The organism is Elusimicrobiota bacterium, from assembly GCA_028718185.1.
Lineage (GTDB): Bacteria > Elusimicrobiota > UBA8919 > UBA8919 > UBA8919 > JAQUMH01.
On sequence record JAQUMH010000001.1, the window covers coordinates 212,250 to 237,538 of the forward strand.

At 34.5% G+C, this 25,289-nt stretch carries 22 protein-coding genes; 1 reads left to right on the forward strand and 21 read right to left on the reverse strand.

Annotation, left to right across the window (positions count from 1 at the left end; genetic code table 11):
* Positions 1–110: 110 nt before the first annotated feature.
* The 14 genes from lgt to recG all read right to left on the reverse strand — a co-directional run bounded on the left by lgt (position 111) and on the right by recG (position 17,162).
* Entirely contained in the window at positions 111–872 is a 762-nt protein-coding gene (gene lgt, locus PHE88_01095; GenBank protein ID MDD5686412.1) for a prolipoprotein diacylglyceryl transferase, read from the reverse strand.
* 56 nt (positions 873–928) lie between these two features.
* On the reverse strand, positions 929–1,375 hold the full coding sequence (gene lspA, locus PHE88_01100; protein MDD5686413.1) for a signal peptidase II: 447 nt from the start codon (positions 1,373–1,375) through the stop codon (positions 929–931).
* Complete coding sequence (ileS, locus tag PHE88_01105; protein ID MDD5686414.1) at positions 1,357–4,158, reverse strand: isoleucine--tRNA ligase; 2,802 nt, start codon at positions 4,156–4,158, stop codon at positions 1,357–1,359. Before ileS ends, lspA begins: the two co-directional genes overlap by 19 nt.
* 266 nt (positions 4,159–4,424) lie before the next feature.
* Complete coding sequence (gene mtnA, locus PHE88_01110; protein ID MDD5686415.1) at positions 4,425–5,465, reverse strand: S-methyl-5-thioribose-1-phosphate isomerase; 1,041 nt, start codon at positions 5,463–5,465, stop codon at positions 4,425–4,427.
* Positions 5,462–6,271, reverse strand: a complete 810-nt coding sequence (proC, locus tag PHE88_01115; GenBank protein ID MDD5686416.1) for a pyrroline-5-carboxylate reductase — start codon at positions 6,269–6,271, stop codon at positions 5,462–5,464. The genes mtnA and proC overlap by 4 nt, the downstream gene beginning before the upstream one ends.
* Entirely contained in the window at positions 6,252–6,446 is a 195-nt protein-coding gene (locus PHE88_01120) for a hypothetical protein (protein ID MDD5686417.1), read from the reverse strand. Before PHE88_01120 ends, proC begins: the two co-directional genes overlap by 20 nt.
* Positions 6,443–7,138 carry a YggS family pyridoxal phosphate-dependent enzyme gene (locus tag PHE88_01125; GenBank protein MDD5686418.1) on the reverse strand — a complete coding sequence of 232 codons (696 nt, stop codon included), beginning with the start codon at positions 7,136–7,138 and terminating at the stop codon, positions 6,443–6,445. The genes PHE88_01120 and PHE88_01125 overlap by 4 nt, the downstream gene beginning before the upstream one ends.
* 199 nt (positions 7,139–7,337) lie before the next feature.
* A complete protein-coding gene (locus PHE88_01130; protein MDD5686419.1) occupies positions 7,338–10,004 on the reverse strand; it encodes a tetratricopeptide repeat protein in 2,667 nt (888 codons plus the stop codon).
* A gap of 155 nt (positions 10,005–10,159) precedes the next feature.
* Positions 10,160–11,632, reverse strand: coding sequence for an RNB domain-containing ribonuclease (locus tag PHE88_01135; GenBank protein ID MDD5686420.1), 1,473 nt, complete (start codon positions 11,630–11,632; stop codon positions 10,160–10,162).
* 36 nt (positions 11,633–11,668) lie between these two features.
* The gene (locus PHE88_01140) at positions 11,669–12,322 is read right to left on the reverse strand and encodes an LssY C-terminal domain-containing protein (GenBank protein MDD5686421.1); all 654 of its coding nucleotides are present in this window, start codon (positions 12,320–12,322) and stop codon (positions 11,669–11,671) included.
* Between the two features lie 53 nt (positions 12,323–12,375).
* Entirely contained in the window at positions 12,376–13,302 is a 927-nt protein-coding gene (locus PHE88_01145) for a patatin-like phospholipase family protein (protein MDD5686422.1), read from the reverse strand.
* 66 nt (positions 13,303–13,368) lie between these two features.
* Positions 13,369–14,373, reverse strand: a complete 1,005-nt coding sequence (locus PHE88_01150; GenBank protein ID MDD5686423.1) for a hypothetical protein — start codon at positions 14,371–14,373, stop codon at positions 13,369–13,371.
* Positions 14,374–14,598: 225 nt separating this feature from the next.
* A complete protein-coding gene (gene coaD / locus PHE88_01155; protein MDD5686424.1) occupies positions 14,599–15,072 on the reverse strand; it encodes a pantetheine-phosphate adenylyltransferase in 474 nt (157 codons plus the stop codon).
* A gap of 14 nt (positions 15,073–15,086) precedes the next feature.
* The gene (gene recG / locus PHE88_01160) at positions 15,087–17,162 is read right to left on the reverse strand and encodes an ATP-dependent DNA helicase RecG (protein ID MDD5686425.1); all 2,076 of its coding nucleotides are present in this window, start codon (positions 17,160–17,162) and stop codon (positions 15,087–15,089) included.
* Positions 17,163–17,215: 53 nt separating this feature from the next.
* On the opposite strand from recG, the gene rpmB reads away from it, so the two are divergent.
* Positions 17,216–17,401 carry a 50S ribosomal protein L28 gene (gene rpmB / locus PHE88_01165; protein MDD5686426.1) on the forward strand — a complete coding sequence of 62 codons (186 nt, stop codon included), beginning with the start codon at positions 17,216–17,218 and terminating at the stop codon, positions 17,399–17,401.
* 157 nt (positions 17,402–17,558) lie between these two features.
* Here the strand turns inward: rpmB and PHE88_01170 are convergent, their stop codons facing one another.
* From PHE88_01170 to PHE88_01200, 7 genes are all read right to left on the reverse strand, one after another.
* The gene (locus PHE88_01170; protein MDD5686427.1) at positions 17,559–18,533 is read right to left on the reverse strand and encodes a hypothetical protein; all 975 of its coding nucleotides are present in this window, start codon (positions 18,531–18,533) and stop codon (positions 17,559–17,561) included.
* A 96-nt stretch (positions 18,534–18,629) separates the two neighbouring features.
* Positions 18,630–20,354 (reverse strand): ABC transporter ATP-binding protein, encoded by a 1,725-nt coding sequence (locus tag PHE88_01175; GenBank protein MDD5686428.1) that lies wholly within the window; start codon positions 20,352–20,354, stop codon positions 18,630–18,632.
* Positions 20,341–21,432, reverse strand: coding sequence for a glycosyltransferase family 4 protein (locus tag PHE88_01180; GenBank protein ID MDD5686429.1), 1,092 nt, complete (start codon positions 21,430–21,432; stop codon positions 20,341–20,343). The genes PHE88_01175 and PHE88_01180 overlap by 14 nt, the downstream gene beginning before the upstream one ends.
* Positions 21,410–22,210, reverse strand: coding sequence for a polysaccharide deacetylase family protein (locus PHE88_01185; protein MDD5686430.1), 801 nt, complete (start codon positions 22,208–22,210; stop codon positions 21,410–21,412). Before PHE88_01185 ends, PHE88_01180 begins: the two co-directional genes overlap by 23 nt.
* Positions 22,207–23,205 (reverse strand): galactose-1-phosphate uridylyltransferase, encoded by a 999-nt coding sequence (galT, locus tag PHE88_01190; protein ID MDD5686431.1) that lies wholly within the window; start codon positions 23,203–23,205, stop codon positions 22,207–22,209. Before galT ends, PHE88_01185 begins: the two co-directional genes overlap by 4 nt.
* Before the next feature lie 60 nt (positions 23,206–23,265).
* Positions 23,266–24,594, reverse strand: a complete 1,329-nt coding sequence (locus PHE88_01195; protein ID MDD5686432.1) for a secretin N-terminal domain-containing protein — start codon at positions 24,592–24,594, stop codon at positions 23,266–23,268.
* An 87-nt stretch (positions 24,595–24,681) separates the two neighbouring features.
* The gene (locus tag PHE88_01200) at positions 24,682–25,206 is read right to left on the reverse strand and encodes an isoprenylcysteine carboxylmethyltransferase family protein (protein ID MDD5686433.1); all 525 of its coding nucleotides are present in this window, start codon (positions 25,204–25,206) and stop codon (positions 24,682–24,684) included.
* Positions 25,207–25,289: the final 83 nt, after the last annotated feature.

Sequence of the window (25,289 nt, forward strand, 5' to 3'; positions counted from 1 at the left end):
TTTCCGAATACACGCTCAAAAAAGCATAGTCGTATAAAGTTTTAGCTTAAATCCATACAACCCAATAACTCTATAACCCTATAACCCTACAACCCTATAACTCTATAACCCTATAACCCGATTGCTTTTCTTGATAGTTTATAGTAAAAAATTATACTTATAGTTAAAATTAAAATTGCGATAATCTGTGTCGGGGTAATTCCTAATATAATATTTCCCCGGAAGTCACCCCTTAAAAACTCTATAAAAAACCTTCCCATAGAAAAAAGAATTAAATATGTAAAAGATATCTGCCCGTCAAACTTTTTTCTTTTCCACAAAATTGTCAAGATTATAAAAAGAACAAAAAGCAATCCTGATGAGAAAAGCTGTGCGGGTACTAATTTTATGCCGGATGGTGCAAGGCAATTTTCCGGAAAAACAACCCCTATAAAAGAATCCGTAGGTTTCCCGTAGCAGCATCCCGCGAAAAAACAACCAATGCGACCGAAAGCATGTCCGATTGCTAACGCAGGTGCAAAAACATCTCCTGTTTTCCAGATGTATATTTTATTTTTTAACGAGATAATTATAACAGTAATTGTCCCACCTAAAAAACCACCCCAGAAAACAAGCCCGCCCTGCCATATTTTTAAAATATCCAGCGGATTAGCTTTAAATTCATCAAAAGAAATCAGAACATAAAAAAGTCGGGCACCTAAAAGTGAAAAAATAAAAACTAAAAAAGTAAGTTTTTCTATCAGCTCAGGTGAGAAAGATGATTTTTTTCCGTAAAACAAAAGTGTTTTGAACCCGACAAAAAATCCGATTGCAACAAAAACACCATAAGTGTGTATTTCAATAAAACCAATTTTTAATAAAGTTGGAAACATAAAAAAGAGTTATAGGGTTATAGGGTTCATAGAGTTATAGTGTTATGTACTGCAAATTAAGAGCTTTTTTTGGCAAATAGTGAATGGATAATTAAAATTGCTATTCCGATGCTAATTGAAGAATCGGCGACATTAAAAACAGGCCAAATACGAAAATCAAGGAAATCAACAATGGAACCACGGAATAAACGGTCTGTAAGGTTACCAAATGCACCACCCAAAATGACTGAGAACGCCATTAATCCGGTCTTAGGAATTCCCTTTTGTTTATAGATTGAAATTGTAATTATGATTATGGCGACAATTGCGAAAATAAGGAGTATATTCCCGTAATTTTGCAGTAAGCCAAAAGCAGTCCCTGTATTTGTAATATAGGTTATATGAAAAATATTATTAATGACTGGTAGCGATTCACCTAAATAGAAGTTCCTGACAATAAAATATTTAGTAAGTTGATCTACCAGCAAAATCGCTATAATAATTATTATAGATTTTTTATACATTTTGTACATATTTCCTGATGGGTTGAATCGGAACCGACTGTCTCAGACCACATCCAGCATCGGACACATTTTTTACCGTCAGCGTGTAATACTTTTATTTCTATGTTTTCGGTTTCATCTTTTGTGCCGCCGACAGGTTCATCTGATACTTCTAATTGAGAAACAAGAAATGTATGTAAAAGATTTTGCCGGTTCTCTTTCAAGAATTTTTTATTTTCTGCGTTTTCCGAATATAATATAACCTTTGCTCCCAATGAATTGCCTATTATCTCTTGTTGTCGTAAAGGTTCCAAAAGCTTTAAAACTAAATTCCTGATTCTAATAATTTTTTCAAACTTTTTCTCAATATCCTCATTTATAAACTTTTTATCAGCACTTGCCATATCCAACAAAAAAACACTTTCCATGTCGTTGGAACTTTGGACATCGGACATCGGACTCCGGACTAATACGTACTCTTTATATACCTCCTCAGCCGTAAAAGGAATGATGGGTGCTAAAATCGGAGTTAACTTTAAAAATATTTGTTCAATTACTGTTTGTGCAGAAAGTCGTTCTTTTGACTTTCTATTAAACGTATAAAGCCGGTCTTTTAAGATATCAAAATAAAACGAGGAAAGTTCTACAACACAGAAATTATATATTAACCGGAAAACTTTATGGAACTCATAATTATTATAACCATCTCTTACTTCAGCAATAAGCCGTTGAAGCTTTGAAAGCATCCATTTATCAATTTCCAAAAGTTCATTATATTCAATCCTATCAGTCGAGGTAAAATCACTGATGTTTCCAAGTATAAACCTTAAAGTATTCCTGATTTTCCGGTATGCATCTACCAAATGAGTCAAGATTTCATCCGATAATCTAATATCTTCCTGGTAATTTTCGGCAGCTACCCATAAACGCAGTATCTCTGCTCCATTTTTTTTCATTATATCCTGGGGAACAATTACATTACCAAGTGATTTAGACATCTTCTTACCTTCTCCATCAACAACAAAACCGTGAGTAAGGACTGTTTTATACGGTGCAACTTTTTCAAGTGCAACAGAAGGAATTAACGAGGTCTGGAACCACCCGCGATGCTGGTCACTTCCCTCCAGATATAAATCGGCAGGAAAACAAAGCGATTCATTTTTTTTCAAAACAGCGAAAGAAGAAACCCCTGAATCAAACCACACATCCAGAATATCATCAGATTTTTTAAAGTTATTAGCGTTGCATTTTTTACATTTAACATTTTTACCTAAAATTTCGCTAACCGGCATTTCAAGATACTTATTTGAACCATCTTTAGCTATTATTCCCTCTATTTTACTCAAAACGCTTTCTTCTAAAATCGGCTCATCACATTCGGCGCAATAAATAACCGGTAACGGCGTCCCCCAATATCTCTGTCTCGTCAGGCACCAGTCGGGACGAACTTCAACCATGCCATTTATCCGGTTTTCCCCATATGAAGGAACCCACTTGACTTTTTTTATAGCATCTAATAACTGCTGTCGAAGATTTTTATTTTCAACTGATAAAAACCACTGTTTTGTAGCACGGAAAATTACGGGTCTTTTACATCTCCAACAGTGCGGGTAAGAATGTGAAATATCCTGCCTGGCAAGTAAAAGATTTTTTTCTTCCAGGTATTTTATTATTTTTTCGTTGGCAGCAAAAACATTTTCCCCCTCGAACTCTTTTACATCACTCGTAAACTTACCCTTATCGTTAACAGGCGATATCACCGGCAAATTGTATTTAAGCCCTACAATATAATCTTCTTCACCGTGTCCGGGAGCAATATGTACGACACCTGTACCTTCTTCTGTAGATACAAAATCGGCGAGTATTCCGACAGATTCTGTACCCATAATGGGATTTTTACATTTTATACCTTCAAATTCTGAACCTTTATGTTTTGATAAAATCTTATAATCTGATATTTTTAAAATATTTTTAAGGTTTTCTAACCTTGCTTCTGCAAGAATATATCTATTACCGTCAGAAACCTCTATAATAACATAATCAATATTAGGCTGGAAGGCAACCGCCACATTTGCAGGAAGTGTCCATGGGGTTGTTGTCCAGATAAGAACATTTAAAGATTGAAGAATTGAAAGATTGAAAGATTGGGGAAGGCTGATAACAGGGAATTTTACAAAAACTGATGGGGAGGTGTGGTCGGCGTATTCTACTTCGGCATCTGCTAGTGCTGTTTCGCAAGAAGCACACCAATAAACCGGTCTTAATTTTCTGTAAATATAACCGTCTTTTAAAAGTTTTATAAAAACTGAAATAATTGTTCCTTCATATTCGTTCTTTAATGTCAGATAGGGATTTTCCCAGTCACCGAAACAACCCAGCCGGATAAATTCATCCCGCTGAATACCTACAAACTTCATTGCATAATCTGCTGCTTTTTTCCTAAACTCTATTTTATCGATAGTTGATTTATTCTTTCCTAAATCTTTCATCAGTTGATACTCGATTGGAAGACCGTGGCAGTCCCAGCCGGGAACATACGGCGAATCAAAGCCTGACATCAATTTGTATTTTATTATTATATCTTTCAGTATCTTATTGAGTGCAGTACCGAGATGAATATGACCGTTTGCATATGGCGGTCCATCATGCAAAATAAATTTCTCTTTACCTTTATTTTTCTCAACAAGTTTTTTGTAAATATCTATTTTCTTCCAAAAGTCTAAAAATTGCGGTTCTTTCTGTGCAAGATTCGCTTTCATAGAAAAATTAGTTTTTGGAAGATTTACCGTTTTACCGTAATCCATAAAATTTAATACTCCACTATTTTAAACATACGTTATTCTGTAATTCCGTACTTACAGGATTGTCATAACCTCATTTTATGCTTTTTTACCGAATATTGTAGTTGCAAAGCTTGCTTTGCATTCCCGAATATTACCATAATATAGCCGAGCAAGCTCGGCGAATGACACAATCTTTTGACATAGAATCTATTCTTTTATTTTAATAGATTCCCACTTCCGTGGGAATGACATAAGGGAATCCTACTAAGCCACAGTTAATTGCAAATTTAAATCCCTAATACATTTTTTATATTTTTATGCGAAGGTTTCTTTATTACACCCTTTTCAGTTATAATTGCTGTTATTAATTCATGTGGAGTAACATCAAAAGCAGGATGTAATGCTTTCATACCAACCGGAGTAATCCGTTTTTTATTTACAAAAATGACTTCATCTGAATTTCTTTGCTCTATTTTAATTTTCTTACCATTGCTTATGTTCATATCGAAAGTTGATACAGGTGCTGCGACATAAAACGGAATTTTATTATACTTACACAAAACTGCCAATGAATAAGTCCCTATTTTATTGGCAGTGTCACCATTAGATGCAATCCTGTCAGCGCCGACAATAACCGCATCAATGACACCTGTCGACATAAAATGTCCAGCCATATTGTCCGTAATCAGTACAGCGGATATTTTTTCCTGTAATAACTCCCATGCGGTAAGCCGTGCTCCCTGTAAATACGGTCTTGTTTCATCAACATAAACCATTTTCACTTTCCCTTGCTGATATGCGCTTCTTATAACCCCTAATGCAGTCCCCCAACCGGCAGTTGCAAGAGCACCGGCATTACAATGAGTTAGAATTGTTGAATTCCTCTTTAACAATTTTGCACCGTTACTACCGATTTTTTTATTAATTAAAATATCTTCTTCATAAATCTTTTTTGCTTCTTGTCCGATTCTAACCTTCAAATCATTGGTATTTGAACCTTTATAACTATTTACAATTTTATTTATTCTCTCTACCGCCCAAAAAAGATTAACGGCTGTAGGTCTTGATGAGACAAGATATTTGCCGATATTAGTTATACACTTTTTCATCTCCAAAATATTTTTGTAATTCTTTTCACAACAAGCGATATACATTCCATACCCGGCAGTAACACCGATTGCAGGCGCACCTCTTACAGCCATATCTTTAATACATTTATACACGTCTTCATGGTTTCTACAACTAATATAAAATACTTTGGACGGCAATAACCGCTGGTCAAGTACCTTCAATATATTATTTTCAAGATAAAGTGTTTTAACCATCATGATATTTTCTTTGATTTATTCATTGCAGAAAACATTGCTTTTTGAAATATATCGGCTAATTTTCTGCTTGTCAGTATTTTAAACGCTGCTTCTGTGGTACCACCTTTTGAAGTCACTCTTTGCCTTAAGATTTCCGGACCTTCATTAGAAGCAATCAACATTTTTGACGCTCCCAACAATGTCTGGTTAACCAGTTTTTTAGCAATATCTTTTGAAAGACCCATTTTAACAGCAGTTCTTTCCATAATTTCAGCAACATAAAAAACATACGCAGGACCGCTGCCTGAAACAGCAGTTACAGCATCCATATCTTTTTCCGTTATATTAACAACAATACCGGATGAACTCAGTAGTTTTTTTGCAATTTCCATATCACTTAATTTAGCACATTTGCCTTTAGCAATAGCAATTGCACCGGTCCCAAGCAACGCAGGAGTGTTTGGCATCACCCTTATAACCGGAATATTTTTCTTATATTTTTCTATTTTAGATATCTTTATTCCGGCAGCAATTGATATTAAAAGTTTTTTATTGTCTAAATTATTTTTGACTTCATTTAATACTTCTTCAACCTGATAAGGTTTAACTGCAAGAAATATTATATCTGAATTTTTTACAACGTCTGCATTACCGGATAATTTTTGAACCTCAAGCTTTTTAGAAATATAATCAAGCCGTTTTGAATTGATATCCGACACGTAAATGTTTTTTGGCGAAATCCCACCTCTTATAACACCGGATATTAACGCTTCCGCCATATTGCCTGCACCGATAAAACCAATTATTTTAGTTCTTTTGTATTTCATTATTAATTTGCATCTCATCCTGTCTTCTTATTATTTTTCTTCTTTCAGAGCCTCTTCTGTCAAGACTGAATGACAGATTAATCTCTTTTACATCATCTATTCTTCTAACATACAGTCTTCTTTCATCAACTCGCCTAACCCATAAACGCCTGTCATTCAGCATTCCTTCAATCATAATCGCTCTCCAAAAATTCCCGTTCCCACTCTAACCATATTAGAACCTTCCTCAATTGCTACTTCAAAATCATTTGTCATGCCCATTGATAAGAAGGGCAGGAAGTGGGAAGTAGAAAGTAGGGAGTAGTGTGAAAAGGCTTTTTTAAAATATGGTCTGGTTAATTCGGGATTATCAAAATACGGGGCAATTGCCATTAATCCTACAATATTCACACTTTTAAGTTCTTTTGCTTTCTCAAATATATCTTTTAGTTTGTCGGGCTGCAAACCATACTTTGTTTCTTCTTCCGAAATCTTTACTTCAACCATACATTCCTGAATCTTTTTAATCTCTACTGCTCGCTTATTTATTTCTTCCAACAAGTAAACCGTATCAACTGATTGAATAACATCAAAATTTTCGACTGCCTTTTTTACTTTATTAGTCTGCAAGTGACCGATAAGATGTCTTTTAATATTAACTTTTTCTGACGTTATATTTCCTTCTACAAAAAGTTCACTAAACTTTTTAACCGCTTCCTGAACCTTATTCTCACCAATATCAACTATTCCTGCACTAATCGCTTCCCTTACTTTATCCGCAGGAACCGTTTTAGTCACTGCCACAAGTTTTACTGTATCCTTTCGCCCAACCTTGTTCTTCGCTTTTTCAATCCGTTCTAAAATATTCTTAATATTATCGCTAATCATTAAGCAACAATTATATCAAAAAATCAAAAAATTACAACTAATTGCTTGATATTTTATATGTTATTCCTGTATTCTCCGATATATTTATACGATTATACTTGCAGTCGCTTTACATTTGAGAAGATAACATTCACTTTTTGTTTCCAATTCAATGTAAAAATTACTTGCGAAAGATGGAAAAGTCAACCATCCCAGTACTTTATTCTATCTTAACTGATAATATCTTAGATTTTCCTATAACCTTATTTTCTTTATTAACAAAGAGCAGAATATAATAGTAATTATCGGGTTGTAATGGAATAACTCCAGTCGGTGTCCTTGTCCCTATGTCTAAATAATTATGTAAAATGGTGCTTGTTTTAACAATATTTTGTTGATGTTGCCTAAACATGTGAAGGAATCGCATTAATTTAATATATACATTATTGCCCCTTAATAGTATAATACTACTAACATCGGGAAGATCATTCTTAGACCATTTTAAATTAACATTCTCTTTAATTATCTCATATTCAAAATTAACATCTATTTCTTCTACTTGAGACATATCCTGACTAAGCACATCACTAATCTTGAAACTAAAATCTCTCACACCTGTCGATGAAGTTCCCGGCTTTGCAATTGCTAGAATAAAATTATCTTCACTAAAGGCAAGAATAATATTTCCTGTTTGTACATCTATTATTTTGATATTAAGATTCGCAGATAATTTATTTTTTTCTAATGTCCGTGAAGAGATGGTTCCTGTAACAAAAGCATCAACTGATAATAAATTACCCATCTTTTTAGTATTTTCTTTATCAGTTAATCCTGACAAATTAAAAGATTGTTCTTTTAATATTTTTTCAACATAGATACTATCTACTACTTCCAATATCTCACAATCAATTATTTCTGTAGATAACTGCTTTGATAAGTTTGTGCCAAAGTTAGATTTGCTGACATCTAGATCTGTAAAATTTAGAACAGCAATTTTGTAAATATTTTTCTTTATAAGGTCTTTACTTATTTTTTTAGCTAATTTTTCAAGTTGTTGCAATATTAGTGGATTAATATAACTTTTTTTTGATTTATCATGAAATTCTTTCATTTTATAAGCCATTTTGCGGCTGTTGTAGGCTTCGGTATATTTTGGATATATTTGAATTGCTTTAGTATAATCTTCTATTGCCTTATTATATAATCTTTTCTTAATATATGCACTCGCACGGTTGTAATAAGCCTTTGCATGTTTTGGATTTATTTGTATTGCTTTTGTATAATCTTCTATTGCCTTATCATATTCACCCTTAGCATCATAAGCAAGCCCACGATTGCTGTAGGCTTCTGCATATTTTGAGTTTATCTGTAGTGCTTTTGTAAAGTCTTCTATTGCCTCATCATATAATCTTTTAATACCATAAACATTTCCGCGGTTGTTGTAGGCTTCTGCATGTTTTGGGTTTATCTGTACTACTTTTGTATAGTCTTCTATTGCCTTATCATATAATTCTTTCCTGATATATACACCTGCACGGTTGTTGTATGCAGCACCTTTTTCTTTAGTTACACACTGACCCGTGGGATCAAATTCTATTGCTTTATTGTAATCCTCGACTGCCGGGTCATATTCGCCTTTTTCATAATAAGCAATCCCACGGTTGTAATATGCACCTGCATATTCCGGGTCATATTCGATTGCTTTAGTATAATCTTCTATTGCCTTTTCATATAATCCCTTCTTGTCATAAACAAGCCCGCGGTTGTTGTAAACAGCACCTTTTTGTTTGAGCCCGCATTGACCCGTGGGATCAAGTTCTATTGCTTTATTGTAATCCTCTATCGCTCGGTCATATTCACCTTTATTGACATAAGTATATGCACGGCTGTTGTAGTTATCTGCATATTTTGGGTTTATCTGTATTGCTTTTGTATAATCTTTTATTGCCTCATCATACAATCCTTTCTTATCATAAGCAAGCCCACGGCTATAGTAGGCTCCTACAAATTTTGAATTTATTTTTATTGCTTTATTACAATCTTCTATTGCCTTATCATATTCACCCTTAGCACCATAAGCAATCCCACGGTTGTTGTAAGCAGCACCTTTTTCTTTGAGCCCGCATTGACCCGTGGAGTCAAGTTCTATTGCTTTATTATAGTCCTCTATTGCCCGGTCATATTCACATTTTTTATTATAAACATATCCACGCATATGATATACTTTTGCACTTTTTGGGTTTATTTCTAATATCTTTATGTAATCCTCTATTGCTTTATCATATAATCCTTTACTACAATAAACATCTCCACGTGCATTATATGCTTCTTCATATTTTGGGTTTAATTCTATCGCTTTTGTATAATCTTCTATCGCCTTTTCATCTTCTCCGTTATAACTATACGCAATCCCGCGAAAAAAATATGAACTTGCATCTTTTGAGTTTAGTTCGATTGCTTTACTATGGTCTTCTATTGCCTTATCAAATAATCCTTTATTAAAATAAGAAATTCCGCGGTTGTTGTAGGCTTCTGTAAATTTTGAGTTTATTTGTACTGCTTTTGTATAATCTTCTATTGCCTTATCATATAATCCTTTCATTCCATAAGCAGTTCCGCGAATATAATATGACTTCGCATCTTTCAAGTTTAGTTTTATATTTTTCGTATAATCTTTTATTACTTTGTCATATTCTTTCAAGGCAAGATTTGTTATGTATTTTTCGTGAAACTCTTCTATATCTTTTGGGTTTAATCCTATCGCTTTGTCAAAATCTCCTATTGTTCTAGCATTTTCGCTTTTTCCATCATAAGCAATTCCCCGGATGATAGATGGTAGTGTTATAAATATTAAAAACAAAACACATCTCGTTTTGTTTTTTCCCATATATATATAGTGTTGATTTCTGTTGGAATATGGCATAATCGGACAAATTTCAAAATGCAAGCTTTATTTTACTTTAAGTTTAATTATAGCAAATTGTAAATGTTTTAAACATCGTTTAATTAATTAGCAACTACAGCTGTACCCTTTATAAGTCATCAGACTTTTTTAAAATCTATGTATCCACGTTCTACGTCTGCTAATGTTAGCTGTACGCGAATCCTGTTGCCTACGTCTATGCCCTCAAAACCTTGGACCAGGCGGCCTTCTACGGGTATAGTCAACAGCCGGACCCACGTTCCTTTGTCTGAAGCGCCGGTGACTATGGCGTCGAACTGTTCACCGATTCTTGATTCAAGGAGAAGAGCAGCGGCGGATTTGCTGACCTGTCGTTCCACTTTATTAGCGGCATCTTCTTCTTCCGTGCAATGTTTTGCCAAAGCTACAATATCATCGTTGCTATATGGTAAGGAACTTTTTATTAATGCGGCTTTCAATAAGCGTTGTGTTATAAGATCAGTATACCTGCGATTAGGGGCTGTGGAATGGGTATAGTCTCTTACTGCAAGACCAAAGTGTCCCGGCGGAACAGTGTCTCCCGGAATTTCTGCGACGTATTCACCTGCCCCCATAAGTTTGATTACAGCAAGTGAGAGGTCAGGGAATCTTACCGGATCGGCTGCTTTCTCCTTAGTCAGAAACTCTTCCAACGCTTTTGAATCAGGTGTATCGGGAAGCTTAAACCCGTGTTCATTAGCAATCGCTACGATTCGTTCCCATCGTTTTGGAGTACGAACCACCCGTCGTATAGAAGGATATTTTTTTAATGAAAGATATCTGGCGGTTACACCGTTTGCCGCTATCATGAAATTTTCAATGATGTCTTTTGCCCGGTTCTTTTTTTCAACTTCAAGACCACGGATTTCATCACCGTCAAATACCGGCCTCGCTTCAACGGTTTCAAAACTAAGAGCACCCTGAACATGACGAAGATTCTTCATGCTTTGCGCCACTCTGTCCTGCAATCGCAGATTCTCTTCAAGTCCTTTTACCGAAGCTACGGCCTCAGGTATAATTCCATTTCCTTCAAGCCATGCGGCAACACTATTATAGGCAAGCTTTGCATGATTACGAACATACGCCCTGTAAATATCAGAGCTATTTAAAGATCCATCTACTGAAAGCACTATCTCAATGACGATTGCCAGTCGAACCTCATTAAAGTTCAGGGATGTCAAGTCAGTGGAGAGTTTTTCAGGAAGCATCGGAAACACTTCGGCAGCGGTATATACAGAGGTAGTATTGTGGCGAGCGTGCTCGTCAATTGCTGAACCATTCTTAACTGCCGAGTCCACATCAGCCACAGCAACAAGAATCTTTACTTTATCTGCCGGTATTGCCTCAGCAACAGTAAGCTGGTCCAGGTCACGGGAATCATCGTTATCGATAGAAACCCATAACAGATTCCTAAGGTCACGAACAGACTCATCATTTATCGTCGTAATTGCTTTGAACTTACCAAGTTCGGAAAGTACTTGAGCAGAAAAGTCAGGTAATAATCCTCTCGCAACCATAGCATTATGAGCGATTCTCTGTAAAATAGCCCGGTGCTGTTTATTATTAGTATTCATAAAGTATATCTTCTCCCATTTTCGAACATTAAGACGTTAATCCGGATGACTTGGCGTAATGCTTGCTATCTTTATTTTACCATCGGTAAAATATTTGTCTCCACCACCGTTGCGGCCGTCCATTTTCCAACCGACACCTTCAATTTCATAGACATTACCAAGTAAACCGGTTTTCCCAATATCACTAATAAGTTTATCACGTTCTGCATCAATATCCGGATCTATGTGATGCGTAAGCTGTCCTGTTAAGTGGCTAAATCCGATACTTGTATCAAATGTTGCGGCACCTAACCATAATATTCTACCGGAAATGTCAAGGTTAACCGAGCGCCAAAAACGGACATGATGACGGCGGCGAGGACTGTTATTTACAAGTTGCTCAAAAGTAATATCCTGTTTCCGGTCATAAAAATACAAATTACTGACCGGAGCATCCTTATAAGGTCTGTGTATCATTACACTTTCCACTTCATGGGTAAGTGATAATATATTTCTTTTATCGGCAGGATACCATCCTGCCATAAACAGAATATGCGCCACCTCAGCTGAAGTACCTATCAAACCTATGTTGATTGGATCGCCGGGTGTTCCTTGTTTAGTAACTGTCGTTTTAGAAACGTTTGAAAAAGATACCAAATGCTTATATCGATGATGCAACATACCAGGTAAGATTACATATGAAACAAACATATAGGCACCTAAAATAGAAGCTAATGGCATATGATATTATTATATTGGCGGGCTCAGCTTTCCTGTAAATATTTTTTGAGAACTTCTACTACAGATTCTGCCGCTCTTTCTCCGTTTTTAATAATTTCTTCAGCTCTATTAAACTCAAACCAGCCTACGGTCATATTATGATTGGGCTCAAGCAGAAAATCCGGTTTATTTGTCAGTAAATCCATCTGAATCAGATTATATTCAATAATATTCCTGGTTTGCATAGAGATATTAAGGATATTGGGAAGAATTTTGTTTTTACGATTATAATCTATATTAATAAAATGCTCTCCCCATTTTTCATTAGGTAGTGATTTCCAATTATTTATTTTGCCGAATATTTTTTTAAAGACCGGATTCTGGGGTTTTACTTTTTTGACATTTTTCCTATATTCCGGTGATGGAACAACATTAACCGATAAAACAACATCAGCACCCATATCACGTACTACGGACGTAGGCAAAGGAACGGACAAACCCCCGTCTATCAGAATTCTATCTCCTATAACTGCCGGTGTAAAAACAACCGGAACGGAACTGCTTGCTTTTATTGCATCCAGCAAACTACCTTTTTCAAAAATATATTTTGTGCCGGTGAGAAAATCCGTAGCAACAACCCTAAAAGGTATATTAAGTTCTGAAATATCAATGTCGGAAATTAAAGTTTTTAAATATTTAGTAATGTGCTCGCCGGAGATAAAACCTGAATGTGACAGCGAAGGTAAAAACAACTCCCAAGTACGTCCTTTTCTTAAATTAAGTGCTATTTCTTCCAGTTCAAAAGATGAAATGCCTGCAGCATAAAGTCCGCCTACTATCGCACCCATGCTTGTACCTGCAATGAAACTAACCGGAATCTGATTCATTTCCAGTACTTTTAAAATTCCTATATGCGCCAAACCGCGCACAGCACCGCCGCCAAGAGCTATCCCGATTTTTCTTTTATTCATATTTCATTAAGCAACTATAACGTTTATATATTTTCTTTAGTTAGGATTTAAAGAAATTATTATGAACTAATATTTTTCCTGTTTATTGCTTACAATACCATAAAGTTCTGAAACTGTAAGGAATTTTACGTTATATTTCTCTTTTATCGTAGTCAATACCAGTTTCATTGCATTCCAATATGCTTCATGGTTCCAGTTTGAAAAATGGTGACTTATGAAAAATGGGCGCCGTTCTCTAAAACATTTTTCTGCCTCTTCAAGATAAAGCATAACCATGTCACCTTCGGACTTCATCATGTTAATTTTGTGTATTTCATCAAAAATATAGAAATTATAATCCATCAGCATTATATTTTTATTATATTCATGGCCATAGGATATTGGAAATTGAATAATTGTATACAACTTTCCTTTATGTTTTATAGTAATTCGGTCAAATTCCTCATAACGATTCTCCACAACGGAAGTAATCGAATAAATATTGTTTTCTATCATTACAGGAAAAACCTTGTAGTTCATCGCCAATAACGGAAATCTTACATGATGAACCGGCTCCGGCAGAAATCTACATAGTTCATTAAATTCTTTAAACTCCCTCCCCCAATCATCTTCTACCCATTTACTACCGTTAAAATGGCCGTTAAGATGAGTCTCAACATCATGTTCTTCTTCTAATGCCTCTAATGTATATTCTGTTCTCTTTGCTACTTCCGTACTTACTCCACCAAAACCTATTTCAGAAATACCTGCTTTTAATGGATTAACAGGATCCACGTATTTTTTATTTTCGTTATCAGGAATAAAGTAAACTCCGCTAATAAAAAAAGTGAATTTGACTTTATTATCTTTTGCAAACTCAAGAATATTCTGCCATCGTTCAAGCGACTTGCCTCCATCAAAACTGGCAATAACTGTGAGTGTACCGCTATCAAGATATCTCGAATAAGAAACTTTTTGAACAGTATAGGAAAAATCCTCACCAACAACTCTACAATTTGACAGTATATTAAATTGAATGATTAAAACAAAAATAATCCTAAACGAAAATCTACCAAAACCTGATGAACTCACTGTTACCTCCAATCATATATTTCAAACGACAATTCTGGCAATTCCGAGAACGATACTTTAACTACCGAGGGATAGCTCCTCTACTAATGCTTTGGAGGACAATAATCCACTCACCACAAAACATCAGCCAACCACTGAACCGTTGTCGGGCAACTACAACACTACAACTCTATAACTCTATAACTCTATAACTCTATAACCCTATAACCCTACAACCCTACAACCCTATTTTTTAGCCTTAAACATCTTCACTACAATTGGAGGGACGAAACATTTTATGTCTCCGCCAAATAAAGCGATTTCTTTTACAAGAGTTGAAGAAAGATAAGTCCATTTTTCTGCAGGTGTCAAAAACATTGTTTCTATTTCCGGGTATAGTTTTCTATTGGTTAATGCCATTTGAAATTCGTACTCAAAATCACTTACTGCCCGAAGCCCTCTTATAATAACTCTTGCGTTCTTTTTTTTCATAAAATTAACCAGCAAACCGTCAAATGACTCAACAACAACATTCTTTTCCTTTACCGTATTTTTAAGAATTGACACCCGTTCCGGTGCCGTAAAAAATGACTTTTTGGAAGATGTGGAAACGACAGCTACAACAAGTTTGTCAAATATTTTTGCCGATCTGTTTATAATATCCAAATGTCCGTAAGTTGCAGGATCAAAAGTTCCCGGATAAACAGCAATTTTTTTCATAATATTCCCCTCCTCTAAACCTCTATAAAACTAAACTTTTCAAAATTAGGATTTGCTTTTTTTAAACTATCTAATAAAACCGGTTCATTCTGAATAATCTCAATTGCAAATTGTTTCGCTTCTTTTATTATAGCAAAATCACTTAATATATTTCCAATTTTAAAATCCGGTATGCCGGATTGCTCTGTCCCCATAAACTCACCCGGTCCGCGAATGCTTAAATCTTCTTCCGCAATTCTAAAACCATCGTTTGTCGTTGTCAAGATATCTAACCGTTTTTTAGCATCTCCGGTTTTGGCATCGCTCAAAAGAATACAAAATGACTCTTTACTGCTTCTCCCAACTCTGCCTCGTAATTGATGTAATGTTGAAAGTCCATATCTGTCTGCATGTTCTATCAGCATTACTGTTGCATTAGGTATATCAATTCCAACCTCAATTACTGTTGTTGAAATAAGTATATCATAAACCCTATTGGCGAAATCCGACATAACTTTGTCTTTTTCTTTAGATTTTAGCCTGCCGTGGATTAACCCAACAGAAAAACCCTTAAATTCTGTTTCCCTCAAATTCTCAGCTTCTTTAACTGCTGATTTAAGTTGTATTTTTTCGCTTTCATCCACAAGTGGATAAACAATAAATGCCTGTTCGCCTTGTTTTACTTTATCCTTTATAAAATTATATGCGTTTTTTTCCGGCATTTCAATAGTTTTAACAGGACAGCGGCCCGGAGGCAATTCATCAAGCACCGAAATATCTAAATCTCCATACGCAGTAAGTGCAAGTGTTCTTGGAATCGGAGTAGCAGTCATCATAAGCAGGTCTGCTTCTGAAAAAATTGATTTTCTTTTTATTTTCAACCGCTGTTCTACTCCGAATCTATGCTGCTCGTCAACTATGATTAATGTCAACTTTTTAAATTTTATATCTTCTTCCAATATCGCATGAGTTCCAATTATTATATTCGACGACCCGTCTGCAATATTTTTTTTTACATTTACCTTTTCTTTTTTCGGCATCCTACCTACAATAAGGTCAACTTTTACAGGCAACCCTTTAAGGAGTTTTTGAATAGTTGCAAAATGTTGCTCAGCAAGGATTTCCGTAGGAGCAAGCAGAATTGACTGAAAACCCGACTCGACTGCTAATAACATCGAAGAAAGCGCAACTACAGTTTTACCGCTTCCGACATCACCCTGCAAAAGCCTGTTCATCGGATGCTGAAAAAGCATATTTTGAAAAATCTCATTAATAACTTTTACCTGGGCATCCGTAAATTTAAACGGCAGGTTACTTTTAAACGATGTCAATAATCGTTTTGTAAGATTATATTTGTAATTTTTAATTATTCTTTTCCTTTTTTGCCTGAACAACTCAAGCATTAACTCTAAATTTAAAAATTCATCGAATGATAACCGTTTTCTTGCAATCTCTTTTGCTTTAAAGCTTTCCGGGAAATGAATATTTTTAATTGCATACTTAATTCCGCTTAAATCGTATTTTCTTAGATATTTTTCAGGAAATAACTCAGACACATCTTCTAAATATTTATCTAATGCCAATTTTATTATTGTTCTTAAAAATTTGCTGGTGAACTTTTCCGTGAGAGAATAGACGGGGACAATCCTGTTAGTATTAACCAGGTCATTAACTTCTTTACCGACAACTTCATAATCTGAAACATTTATACTATGACTCCAAAAATCACTTTCCACTAATCCTGTAACAAATATATCTGCGCCGATTACAATATCTTTTTTTAACGTTTTTAAGACATCATATTTCCTTGTGTAACGCCTGAACCATACTGCAACTATCGTAGCCGTTGAATCATTTATCTCTGCTTTAAATACTACTAAATACCTGCCGCGAAATTCCGTTGATGTTTTTACAACTTTGCCCCTGATTGTTATTTTTTCGGCAGGTTTAAGTTCTGATATCTTTCTTGGATTTGACCTATCCTCCCAATCCCTGGGAAAATAATATAATAAATCTTTTATATAACAGATTCCTAAGTACCGGTCCAGTTTCGCCGCAATTTTTTCTCCGACTCCTTTTAGGTACCTGACTGAAATATTCTCTATTGACATTTTTCTATTTTTTAATATAATTACACCAATACAAATCTCTTTTGGAGGAAATTATGGCATTTAAGTGTGTTATTTGTGGCAAAAAAACAACTTCCGGAAATTCTATTAGCCATTCTCATAAGGCAAGCAGAAGAAAATTCAAACCCAACCTTCAGAAAATAAGAATTCTTCTTGACGGAAGAAGAACTTCAGAATACGTTTGTACAAAATGTATAAAATCCGGCCGCATTGTAAAATAAGCGACTTCGTCCCAAGAAGACACAATACTATGAGATTGCTTCCCACCACTGAACCGTTGGCGGGCTAACGTCATTCCATTCCTCGCAATGACATTTCTATATAATCTACAGTTTAATCTGTGTAATCAGTGCCTGTTTGTGGTTTTTTAATCAGGCACTAAATAGGAATGTTTAGTGAAAAGATATAATCGGTTACTTTGTCTTTTGCGGCATTATCAAGTTTGTATATACCGGTAGCAAAATCCATAATCCAATCTTTTATTTCGTAGCCTACTCCATAGGTTTTCTTATAAGATTTTTCTGAAAACTTTTCGTTTATTATTCCCTCTCTTAAAAACAGGTGCTGTGTTACTGCCTGTTGCATTCCATAATGGCAATATTCTTTCTTTATTGAATCTATATTTTCATAATCCCCTGTTAATAAAAGCCATTTTACCGGATTTATGGAAATCCCGGTCCGTAGATGTATTTTTAATTTCTGATATTTATAATCACTCCACCAAATATAACCGGGGAAATTCTCAACATTTAAACCCAATTTCATATTATCAGATACTGTGTAAAGCAACCCGACATCAGCCGACGCGCCATTTCCATCTGAAATATTTGTAGATAACACTGCCCTGTCTATTACTCCCAATTGCGCGGAAATGTAGTTAAGATTTACTCCAACAACCAGATTTGGAGCATATTGTGAAGCTGATGAAAAGGAATACTTATTTGCACGTATTTCTATTTCCTTGCCATCAAAAACACCTTCGTAATCCGTGATTGGTTTAAAAGCAAATGCACCGTTCGGTCCTACAAATCCCATAAAAATCAAGTTCCTGTCCTTTAGAGAATCATTTGCAAAAAGTTCTTCATTACCTGCATCAGATTTGCGGGAAACATTTAAACATGTTGCAAAATATTTTTTTTCAATTTGTTTTAATCCTGCAGGATTCCAGTACATTGCCGACGGGTTATCACTTACAGCAACAAAAGCTTCTCCTAGACCTATTGCTTTTGCATCAATTGTTCTGCCATCATAAATAAATTTCGGCAAAGAAATTTCTTCTTTTGCTTCAGAAACTGTATAAATAAAATTAATAAAACAAGAAAGCAGCATAACTAACAAAGATATTTTTTTCACTCATGCCTCCAATCCACCATCCGCCAATGCTTTGTGGCGGAGCAGATTACCCTTCTTGCATTCACCTTGACTAAAGTCAGGGGGTGCGGGTAATAATTATTCAAGGTTTTGCAATTCGTAAAGAGATCTGTATAATGGTGATTTTTCAAATAGTTCAAAGTGATTACCTATAGCAGCAATTCTGCCTTTATCCACAACAACAATTTTATTAGCTGATTTAATGGTTGATAATCTATGCGCTATTACAATTGTTGTTTTATCTTTCATAAGTTTGTTTATAGCTTCCTGAACCAAATTCTCCGATTGAGAATCAAGCGCCGAAGTAGCTTCATCAAGTATGAGTATATGAGGATTTTTCAAGAAAACTCTTGCTATTACAAGCCGTTGTCTTTCACCGCCCGAAAGCGTAACTCCTCTTTCACCTATTATTGTATCATACTTATTGGGAAGTTTTATTATAAAATCGTGCGCATTTGCTAATTTTGCTGCATTTTCGACGTCATTGATATTCTTATCCGATATCCCATAACAAATATTATTTTTAACAGTATCATTGAATAAGATGGTCTCTTGTGTAACGATACCCATGTTCTGCCTGAGAGATTTTACAGTTAAATTTTTTATGTCTTCGTCATCAATTGTAATTTTGCCTGCTGTCGGGTCAAAAAATCTCGCCAAAAGGTTTATTATTGTTGTTTTACCGCTTCCCGATGGTCCGACAATCGCTAATATTTCACCTTTCTTTATTGTAAAATTCATATTCATTAATACTTTGGGCTTGTTTAAATCATATGAAAATGAAATATTTTCGTATATTATCTCTTTTCTGAAATCTGACATTTCCTTTGCATCTTTAATATCAAAAACAGTCGGTTTAGTATCGAGAATTTCAAAGATTCGCTCACTTGCGGCAAGTGCCGTTTGAATATCAGTATTAACTTCAGTTAGCGATTTTGCAGGCCTGTACATTGACATTGCAGTAGCTATAAACGCAATAAATGTCCCTTGTGTTATTGTTCCTCTTATCACTTCTAAACTTCCCCATAATATTACAATAGAAATACCAATCACACCAAGAAATTCAATTAGCGGTGCCTGCAAAATATCTGCTCTTGTCAAACGCATAAATATTTCAAAATATTTTTGATTTTGTCTTTTCATTTCATCCACTTCACCCTGCTCTGACGTTACAGACTTTATTAGTTTTATACCTGTAATCTTTTCCTGTAAAAGAGAATATATCCCTCCCGTAAATTCCTGAACTAGTTTTGACCTCTTTTTAATTTTCTTGCCTATTTTTAATATCACCAATGATATAATCGGAAATGCTATAAATATTGCTAATGTCCATTTAACATTTAGAGAAAACATAACCCCGATATAAAATATTATATATAGACCATCTCTTAATATATTTCTCGGAATCATAACAATAGCACGCTGAATTAAAGAAACGTCATATGTAAGACGGGAAATCAGCTGGCCGGTCGATGACTTTATATAATAATCAAGTGAAAGATTGAGAAGTTTCTCATACATTTTATTTCTTATATCTCTGACAACATTTTGTCCTATCCATGAAAGAAAGTAACTTTGAAAATACGAGAAAATGAATTTCAAAAATGAAGCGAGAATTATTGCCGCAATAAGCGGTACAACAAATTCCTTCTGTTTATTTGCAAATATCTTATCTATTGTCGGCTTAATCAGATACATAAGTGACGCCTGAAAAGCAGCAATAAATACCATACATATTACCGAGTAAATAAATCTGGTTTTGTAAGGTTTTAAATAATAAAATATCTGGCTAGATTTGTTCATTTAATAACCCCGTATAAAGTTTTTCGTGTTTTAAAATCATTGATTTAACTAAAAATTTTTCCATAACAAGTTCTCTTCCTTTCTCCCCCATTCTTTGTGCGTCACCAGGTTTCCCAATCAGGCTTACAATAGCGTTCGCAATTGCATTTGAATTTTTTGGTTCTATTAAAATGCCGGTTTCGTTATCTTTTACTATTTCCGGATTTCCACCAACCCTGGTTGCTATAACCGGAAGCCCGACAGCCATCGCTTCCCTGATTACACCGGCAAGACCTTCCTGGAGTGAAGGACAAACTAAAAAATCAGATGCTCTCATAATTTCAGGAATATCGGACCTAAAACCGAGAAAAATCACATTGTTTTCAATTTTTAAATTTTTTGATAGTTCTACGAGTTCTTTACTCACATTTCCAACAACTAAAAATTTAATATCCGGGAATTTTCTCAGCACTTCCGGAATTGCTTCCAAAAAAAAAGTATGTCCTTTATAATATGAATAATTTCCGATTAAACATCCTACAAAAGAAGTCAAGGGGATTTTAAACTCTTCGCGTATTTTAGATTCACCGTCAGGGCTAAATTTACCGATATCTGTCGCACTGTAAATCACCTCAACTCTTTTATCTTCTATTCCATAATCAACAAGATTCCTTTTAATAGCTTCCGAAACAGCTATATATTTATCAACTCTTTTAGTTTTATATTTAAACCGGCTAAAAATATTTTTTCTTAACTTGAATATTACTCTTCTTGTGGCAACAAATTTTATGTTTTTCAAACCGTAAGTTGCCAGAAGCCCTATTGAATGGGACTTTGAATGATGGCTGTGAAGAACTTCAATTTTTTCATCTTTCAAATATTTCCGAAGATTTAGCGCTGCAAAGATATCATAATCTTGCCGCATCTTCATAGTTTTTATATTAACTGAAGAACCTGTCAGTCGATTTTCTACATCACTTTTTGGAGGAATTATGAGTGTTATGTTATGACCGTTTTGCTTAAGTCCTTTAATAAGCAAAATCATCTGTTCGGTTCCGCCGGATGTACCGGTCGAGTTAGTTATATGTGCGATATTCATTAAATATATTTTTTACCTTTCTATCCAATCCAAACACCAGTCCGTATAAATTAACAATCATTTTGTTACTGCACAATGATACTCTATTTGAAAACCAATCAATATTTTCTTTTTCTATTTTGAACCTTTTTATTTCATACGGGTTTGTTTTTTCTGTGTTTGCCCCGACTCTTGTAGTTACACAACCTGTATACCCGTTATTCTTTGCGATATCCACCCAATTTTTCCTGTATTTACCCCAAGGCCAGCATATAAATCCACATTCTTTATTAAGATTTTTTTCTATAATATTTTTTGACACCTTAATCTCTTCTTCTATATTTTCATATTCATTGTATTTGTTGAAATTTTTGTGTGTATTTGTATGCGATTGTATATCTATCAAGCCGGATTTATACATAATTTTAAGTTCCTGCCAATTCAGAAAATATTTTTTATCTTTTTCGTTCTTCAAAGTATCAAGCTTTATTTCAGAATTGTCGTCGTAATTTTGCCTAACAAGACCATCATCAATGTAAGATGTAGTTACAAAAATGGTCGCTTTCATATTTAACTTCTTAAGTATCGGAAAAGCATAAATCCAATTATCGACAAAACCATCATCAAAAGTTATTACAACTGACTTTTTAACCTTTTTTGTAAAACAAGGCAGTTGATTAAGAAAAATCGTCTCATACCCTGTTTTCTTCAAAAATACAAGCTGCTGAAAAAACCCGTCCGGTGTAATTTCCCTGTCATATGAGATATGATGATAAAGTAAAATGGGAACTGAGTTCATATTTTAACTTCTCTTAAAAACTTTGCATCATTTTCCGGAAAAGACGAGTTAATAAACATACCGCTACCCAATTCAAATCCTGCTGTTTTTGTTAGACGCGGAACAATACTAATATACCAATGGAAAAAATCAAGATTATTTAAATCTGTCGGTGATGAACGTATGACGTAATTGAAATCAGGATTATCAAGTCCTTTGTAATATTTTTTTAGCGTTGTGTGCAGGTTAAAAGCTAAATCAAAAACTTCATCTTCAGTTATATCGCCAAAACTTGAATAATGCTTTTTTGGATAAATCCAGCAATGGAACGGAGACAGTGCCGCATATGGAATAAACGCAACAAAATGTTTGCTTTCAAGTACTATGCGTGAGCCGTCTTTCAATTCCTCCGCGAGAATTTTACAAAAAACACATTCAAAATTTTCATCAAAATATTTTTGCGCATCGTTAAATCTTTCCCTTACCTGTGCAGGAACAACCGGAGTTGCGACAATCTGCGAATGCGGATGAAGCAATGAAGTTCCGGCAGCTTCACCGTGATTTTTAAAAATTATTATCATCTCAACCCGCTTATCAGCAAGCATTTCATTGTACCGTATTTTGTATGACTTAATTATATCACAAACATCTTCATATTTTAAAAGTGCAGTGGTAGTATTATGTAACGGAGTTTCTATAACTACTTCATGAAGTCCTACACCAGTAAGTTTCCTTTTAATGCCATCCACAGTACGCACTCTATCACCTGTCTTGGACAATGCCGGAAATTTATTAGGAATTATCCTTACCTGCCATTTTCCGCCCCTGTTAATATGAAGTGTCTCATCGGGTGACATCTTTTCTTCATTACCAGGACAAAAAGGACAGTTTTGCTCATATTCCGGTAAAATTACTTTTAATTTTTCTTTCTTTTTAAAATCTTCAGGTCGTTTCGCCCTTTCTGTTGATATAATTACCCAATCTTTTGTAACAAGATTTTGCCTTATTTCCGGCATTTTGTCCTCCAACAAATATCACTAGATAGGATGTTTCAATGACACCACCCTAATTTTTCTCTACTTTTCAATTTTTTTTAATTGCTCAATGTTCTTTTGAGATTCTTCACCAGTACTGATAAGAATACGTGATGTAATATAAATGAGAACTTGATTGGTAATTTTAGTTTTTGTTTTCTTAGAGAATAGATACTTAATCAAAGGAATGCTTTTTAATACAGGAACACCTTTTATTGAATCCACTAAAGTTGTTTTTTCAATACCACCCATCACATAAGTTTGACCATTCTTTATGTCTATCGTACTTGCCGCTTGACGTGATGAAACCATTGGCTGTCCTTGCGGACTCCAACCTATCAAATCACTTATTTGTGCATTTATATTTAAATTAATTAAGTCATCAGATTTTACAAGTGGCGTTACATTTAAAGTTAGTCCGATTCTATTTGAATTTTCATATGAACTGTTCTGTTGCATATACATTATTGAATCACCAGTGTATATGGTTGCCGACTTATTGTTCAAAGTAATAATTTTCGGTGAGGAAAGTATCTTTGCGTTACCATCATTGACCAACATGTTAACAAAATCTCCTAAATTTGCATTCCTAAGATATACACTTGTATTAAAGTTATTGTTATTTTGTTTATTTTTAGAAACGTTATCCCAAGTATGGTTATTACTGGTATTTGGTGTATAATTACTAGTATCTGTTTGAGAAGTGCCATAGTTAATTTTGCTGTTAGAATAACTTAAATTACCTTCTAATATTCCTGTTAGAGCATTCCAATCAAGCCCAACTTTACTTATATAATCCTGGCTGATTTCAATTATCTTTGCCTCAATGACTATCTGTGGTACAGGAGTATCTAATTTGGCAATCAGGTTTCTGATGAAATCAATTTTACTTCCCACATCAGTGATTACCAGGGTATTATGATCACTATCTACCAGTATACTGCCATCTGGTGATAACTGTGACTGGACCAGAGGTTTAATCATGAATGCTTGTGTATATTTTAAAGAAATTGATTCTGTTTTTAAACGAAGAAATTCTTTTAATCCATTTATATCCAATTCTTGAACAAGTTTTGATAAGTCATTAACTTTTGGTTGTTTATCTGTAATTATAATCATATTTAAAGCATCGTTTACTTGAACCGTCCCATAACGGGAAAGACGACCCTTGATGAACATCTCAATTTCTGATGCTTTGATATTTTTCAAGGTTACAATTTTACTTACTGTATCTATACCCGCATCATCCTGAATATCTACATCAAACTTTATACGTCCTTGAGAAGTCGGCTCTGCACTATAAGAATTCACTCCCAGTAAAAAGATCACCCCAGCAAACAACATTACTTTTATACTAGTCTTGTAATTCATCTCGTCCCCCCCCCCTCACTTCACTTCTTATAATTTAAAATCAATTTTTTAACAACATCAATTTCTGTTAGAATTTGGAGTTATCAATCAAATTTTTCTTAATATTAAAATAGCTAAAATCATTCCTATACAGCCAAAAATTGCATTATACTCCCTATTCTTAAAAATAGCAAGTTTTACGTCGAATTCCCCATTTTCCAATCCATATGGTTTTATCCCGGGTAACCATCGCCTTACATTCTTTTTATAATCAAGATATTTTTCTCCGAAAATATTTTTAAGTTCCTTTTCTTCCGAATTTATTTGTAAAGTATAAATTACAATAAAAAGTACTACAATAAAAGCTAAAATGTAAAAATTCCAAATAAATAAACCAAAACCAATGCCTATTAAAAGTGAACCGACATAAAGCGGGTTCCGGACATATTTATACGGACCAACAATTGAAAGTATTTTATTTTTTCTAATATATCCGGCCGCCCAGACCCGTATAATTTCTCCAAAAAAAATAAAAATAATAGCCCAATAAAAAAGCATTTCGGTCTTCACTGCAAAATACAAAACTACGATAGCAAACAAAAAAGCAATAAACCTTCTTAAATTATTATACATTTTTCTTTTATCTATCCTTTAAAAATACAAGAGTTTTTAATTAATACATCCGTATTTGTCGTCATTGCGGACATATTTGTTAC

What these genes read in the sequence shown, in the direction of transcription:
- lgt (MDD5686412.1), bottom strand. Translation starts at nt 872, where the DNA reads ATGTTTCCAACTTTATTAAAAATTGGTTTTATTGAAATACACACTTAT.
- lspA (MDD5686413.1), bottom strand. Translation starts at nt 1,375, where the DNA reads ATGTATAAAAAATCTATAATAATTATTATAGCGATTTTGCTGGTAGAT.
- ileS (MDD5686414.1), bottom strand. Translation starts at nt 4,158, where the DNA reads ATGGATTACGGTAAAACGGTAAATCTTCCAAAAACTAATTTTTCTATG.
- mtnA (MDD5686415.1), bottom strand. Translation starts at nt 5,465, where the DNA reads ATGATGGTTAAAACACTTTATCTTGAAAATAATATATTGAAGGTACTT.
- proC (MDD5686416.1), bottom strand. Translation starts at nt 6,271, where the DNA reads ATGAAATACAAAAGAACTAAAATAATTGGTTTTATCGGTGCAGGCAAT.
- PHE88_01120 (MDD5686417.1), bottom strand. Translation starts at nt 6,446, where the DNA reads ATGATTGAAGGAATGCTGAATGACAGGCGTTTATGGGTTAGGCGAGTT.
- PHE88_01125 (MDD5686418.1), bottom strand. Translation starts at nt 7,138, where the DNA reads ATGATTAGCGATAATATTAAGAATATTTTAGAACGGATTGAAAAAGCG.
- PHE88_01130 (MDD5686419.1), bottom strand. Translation starts at nt 10,004, where the DNA reads ATGGGAAAAAACAAAACGAGATGTGTTTTGTTTTTAATATTTATAACA.
- PHE88_01135 (MDD5686420.1), bottom strand. Translation starts at nt 11,632, where the DNA reads ATGAATACTAATAATAAACAGCACCGGGCTATTTTACAGAGAATCGCT.
- PHE88_01140 (MDD5686421.1), bottom strand. Translation starts at nt 12,322, where the DNA reads ATGTTTGTTTCATATGTAATCTTACCTGGTATGTTGCATCATCGATAT.
- PHE88_01145 (MDD5686422.1), bottom strand. Translation starts at nt 13,302, where the DNA reads ATGAATAAAAGAAAAATCGGGATAGCTCTTGGCGGCGGTGCTGTGCGC.
- coaD (MDD5686424.1), bottom strand. Translation starts at nt 15,072, where the DNA reads ATGAAAAAAATTGCTGTTTATCCGGGAACTTTTGATCCTGCAACTTAC.
- recG (MDD5686425.1), bottom strand. Translation starts at nt 17,162, where the DNA reads ATGTCAATAGAGAATATTTCAGTCAGGTACCTAAAAGGAGTCGGAGAA.
- rpmB (MDD5686426.1), top strand. Translation starts at nt 17,216, where the DNA reads ATGGCATTTAAGTGTGTTATTTGTGGCAAAAAAACAACTTCCGGAAAT.
- PHE88_01175 (MDD5686428.1), bottom strand. Translation starts at nt 20,354, where the DNA reads ATGAACAAATCTAGCCAGATATTTTATTATTTAAAACCTTACAAAACC.
- PHE88_01180 (MDD5686429.1), bottom strand. Translation starts at nt 21,432, where the DNA reads ATGAATATCGCACATATAACTAACTCGACCGGTACATCCGGCGGAACC.
- PHE88_01185 (MDD5686430.1), bottom strand. Translation starts at nt 22,210, where the DNA reads ATGAACTCAGTTCCCATTTTACTTTATCATCATATCTCATATGACAGG.
- galT (MDD5686431.1), bottom strand. Translation starts at nt 23,205, where the DNA reads ATGCCGGAAATAAGGCAAAATCTTGTTACAAAAGATTGGGTAATTATA.
- PHE88_01195 (MDD5686432.1), bottom strand. Translation starts at nt 24,594, where the DNA reads ATGAATTACAAGACTAGTATAAAAGTAATGTTGTTTGCTGGGGTGATC.
- PHE88_01200 (MDD5686433.1), bottom strand. Translation starts at nt 25,206, where the DNA reads ATGTATAATAATTTAAGAAGGTTTATTGCTTTTTTGTTTGCTATCGTA.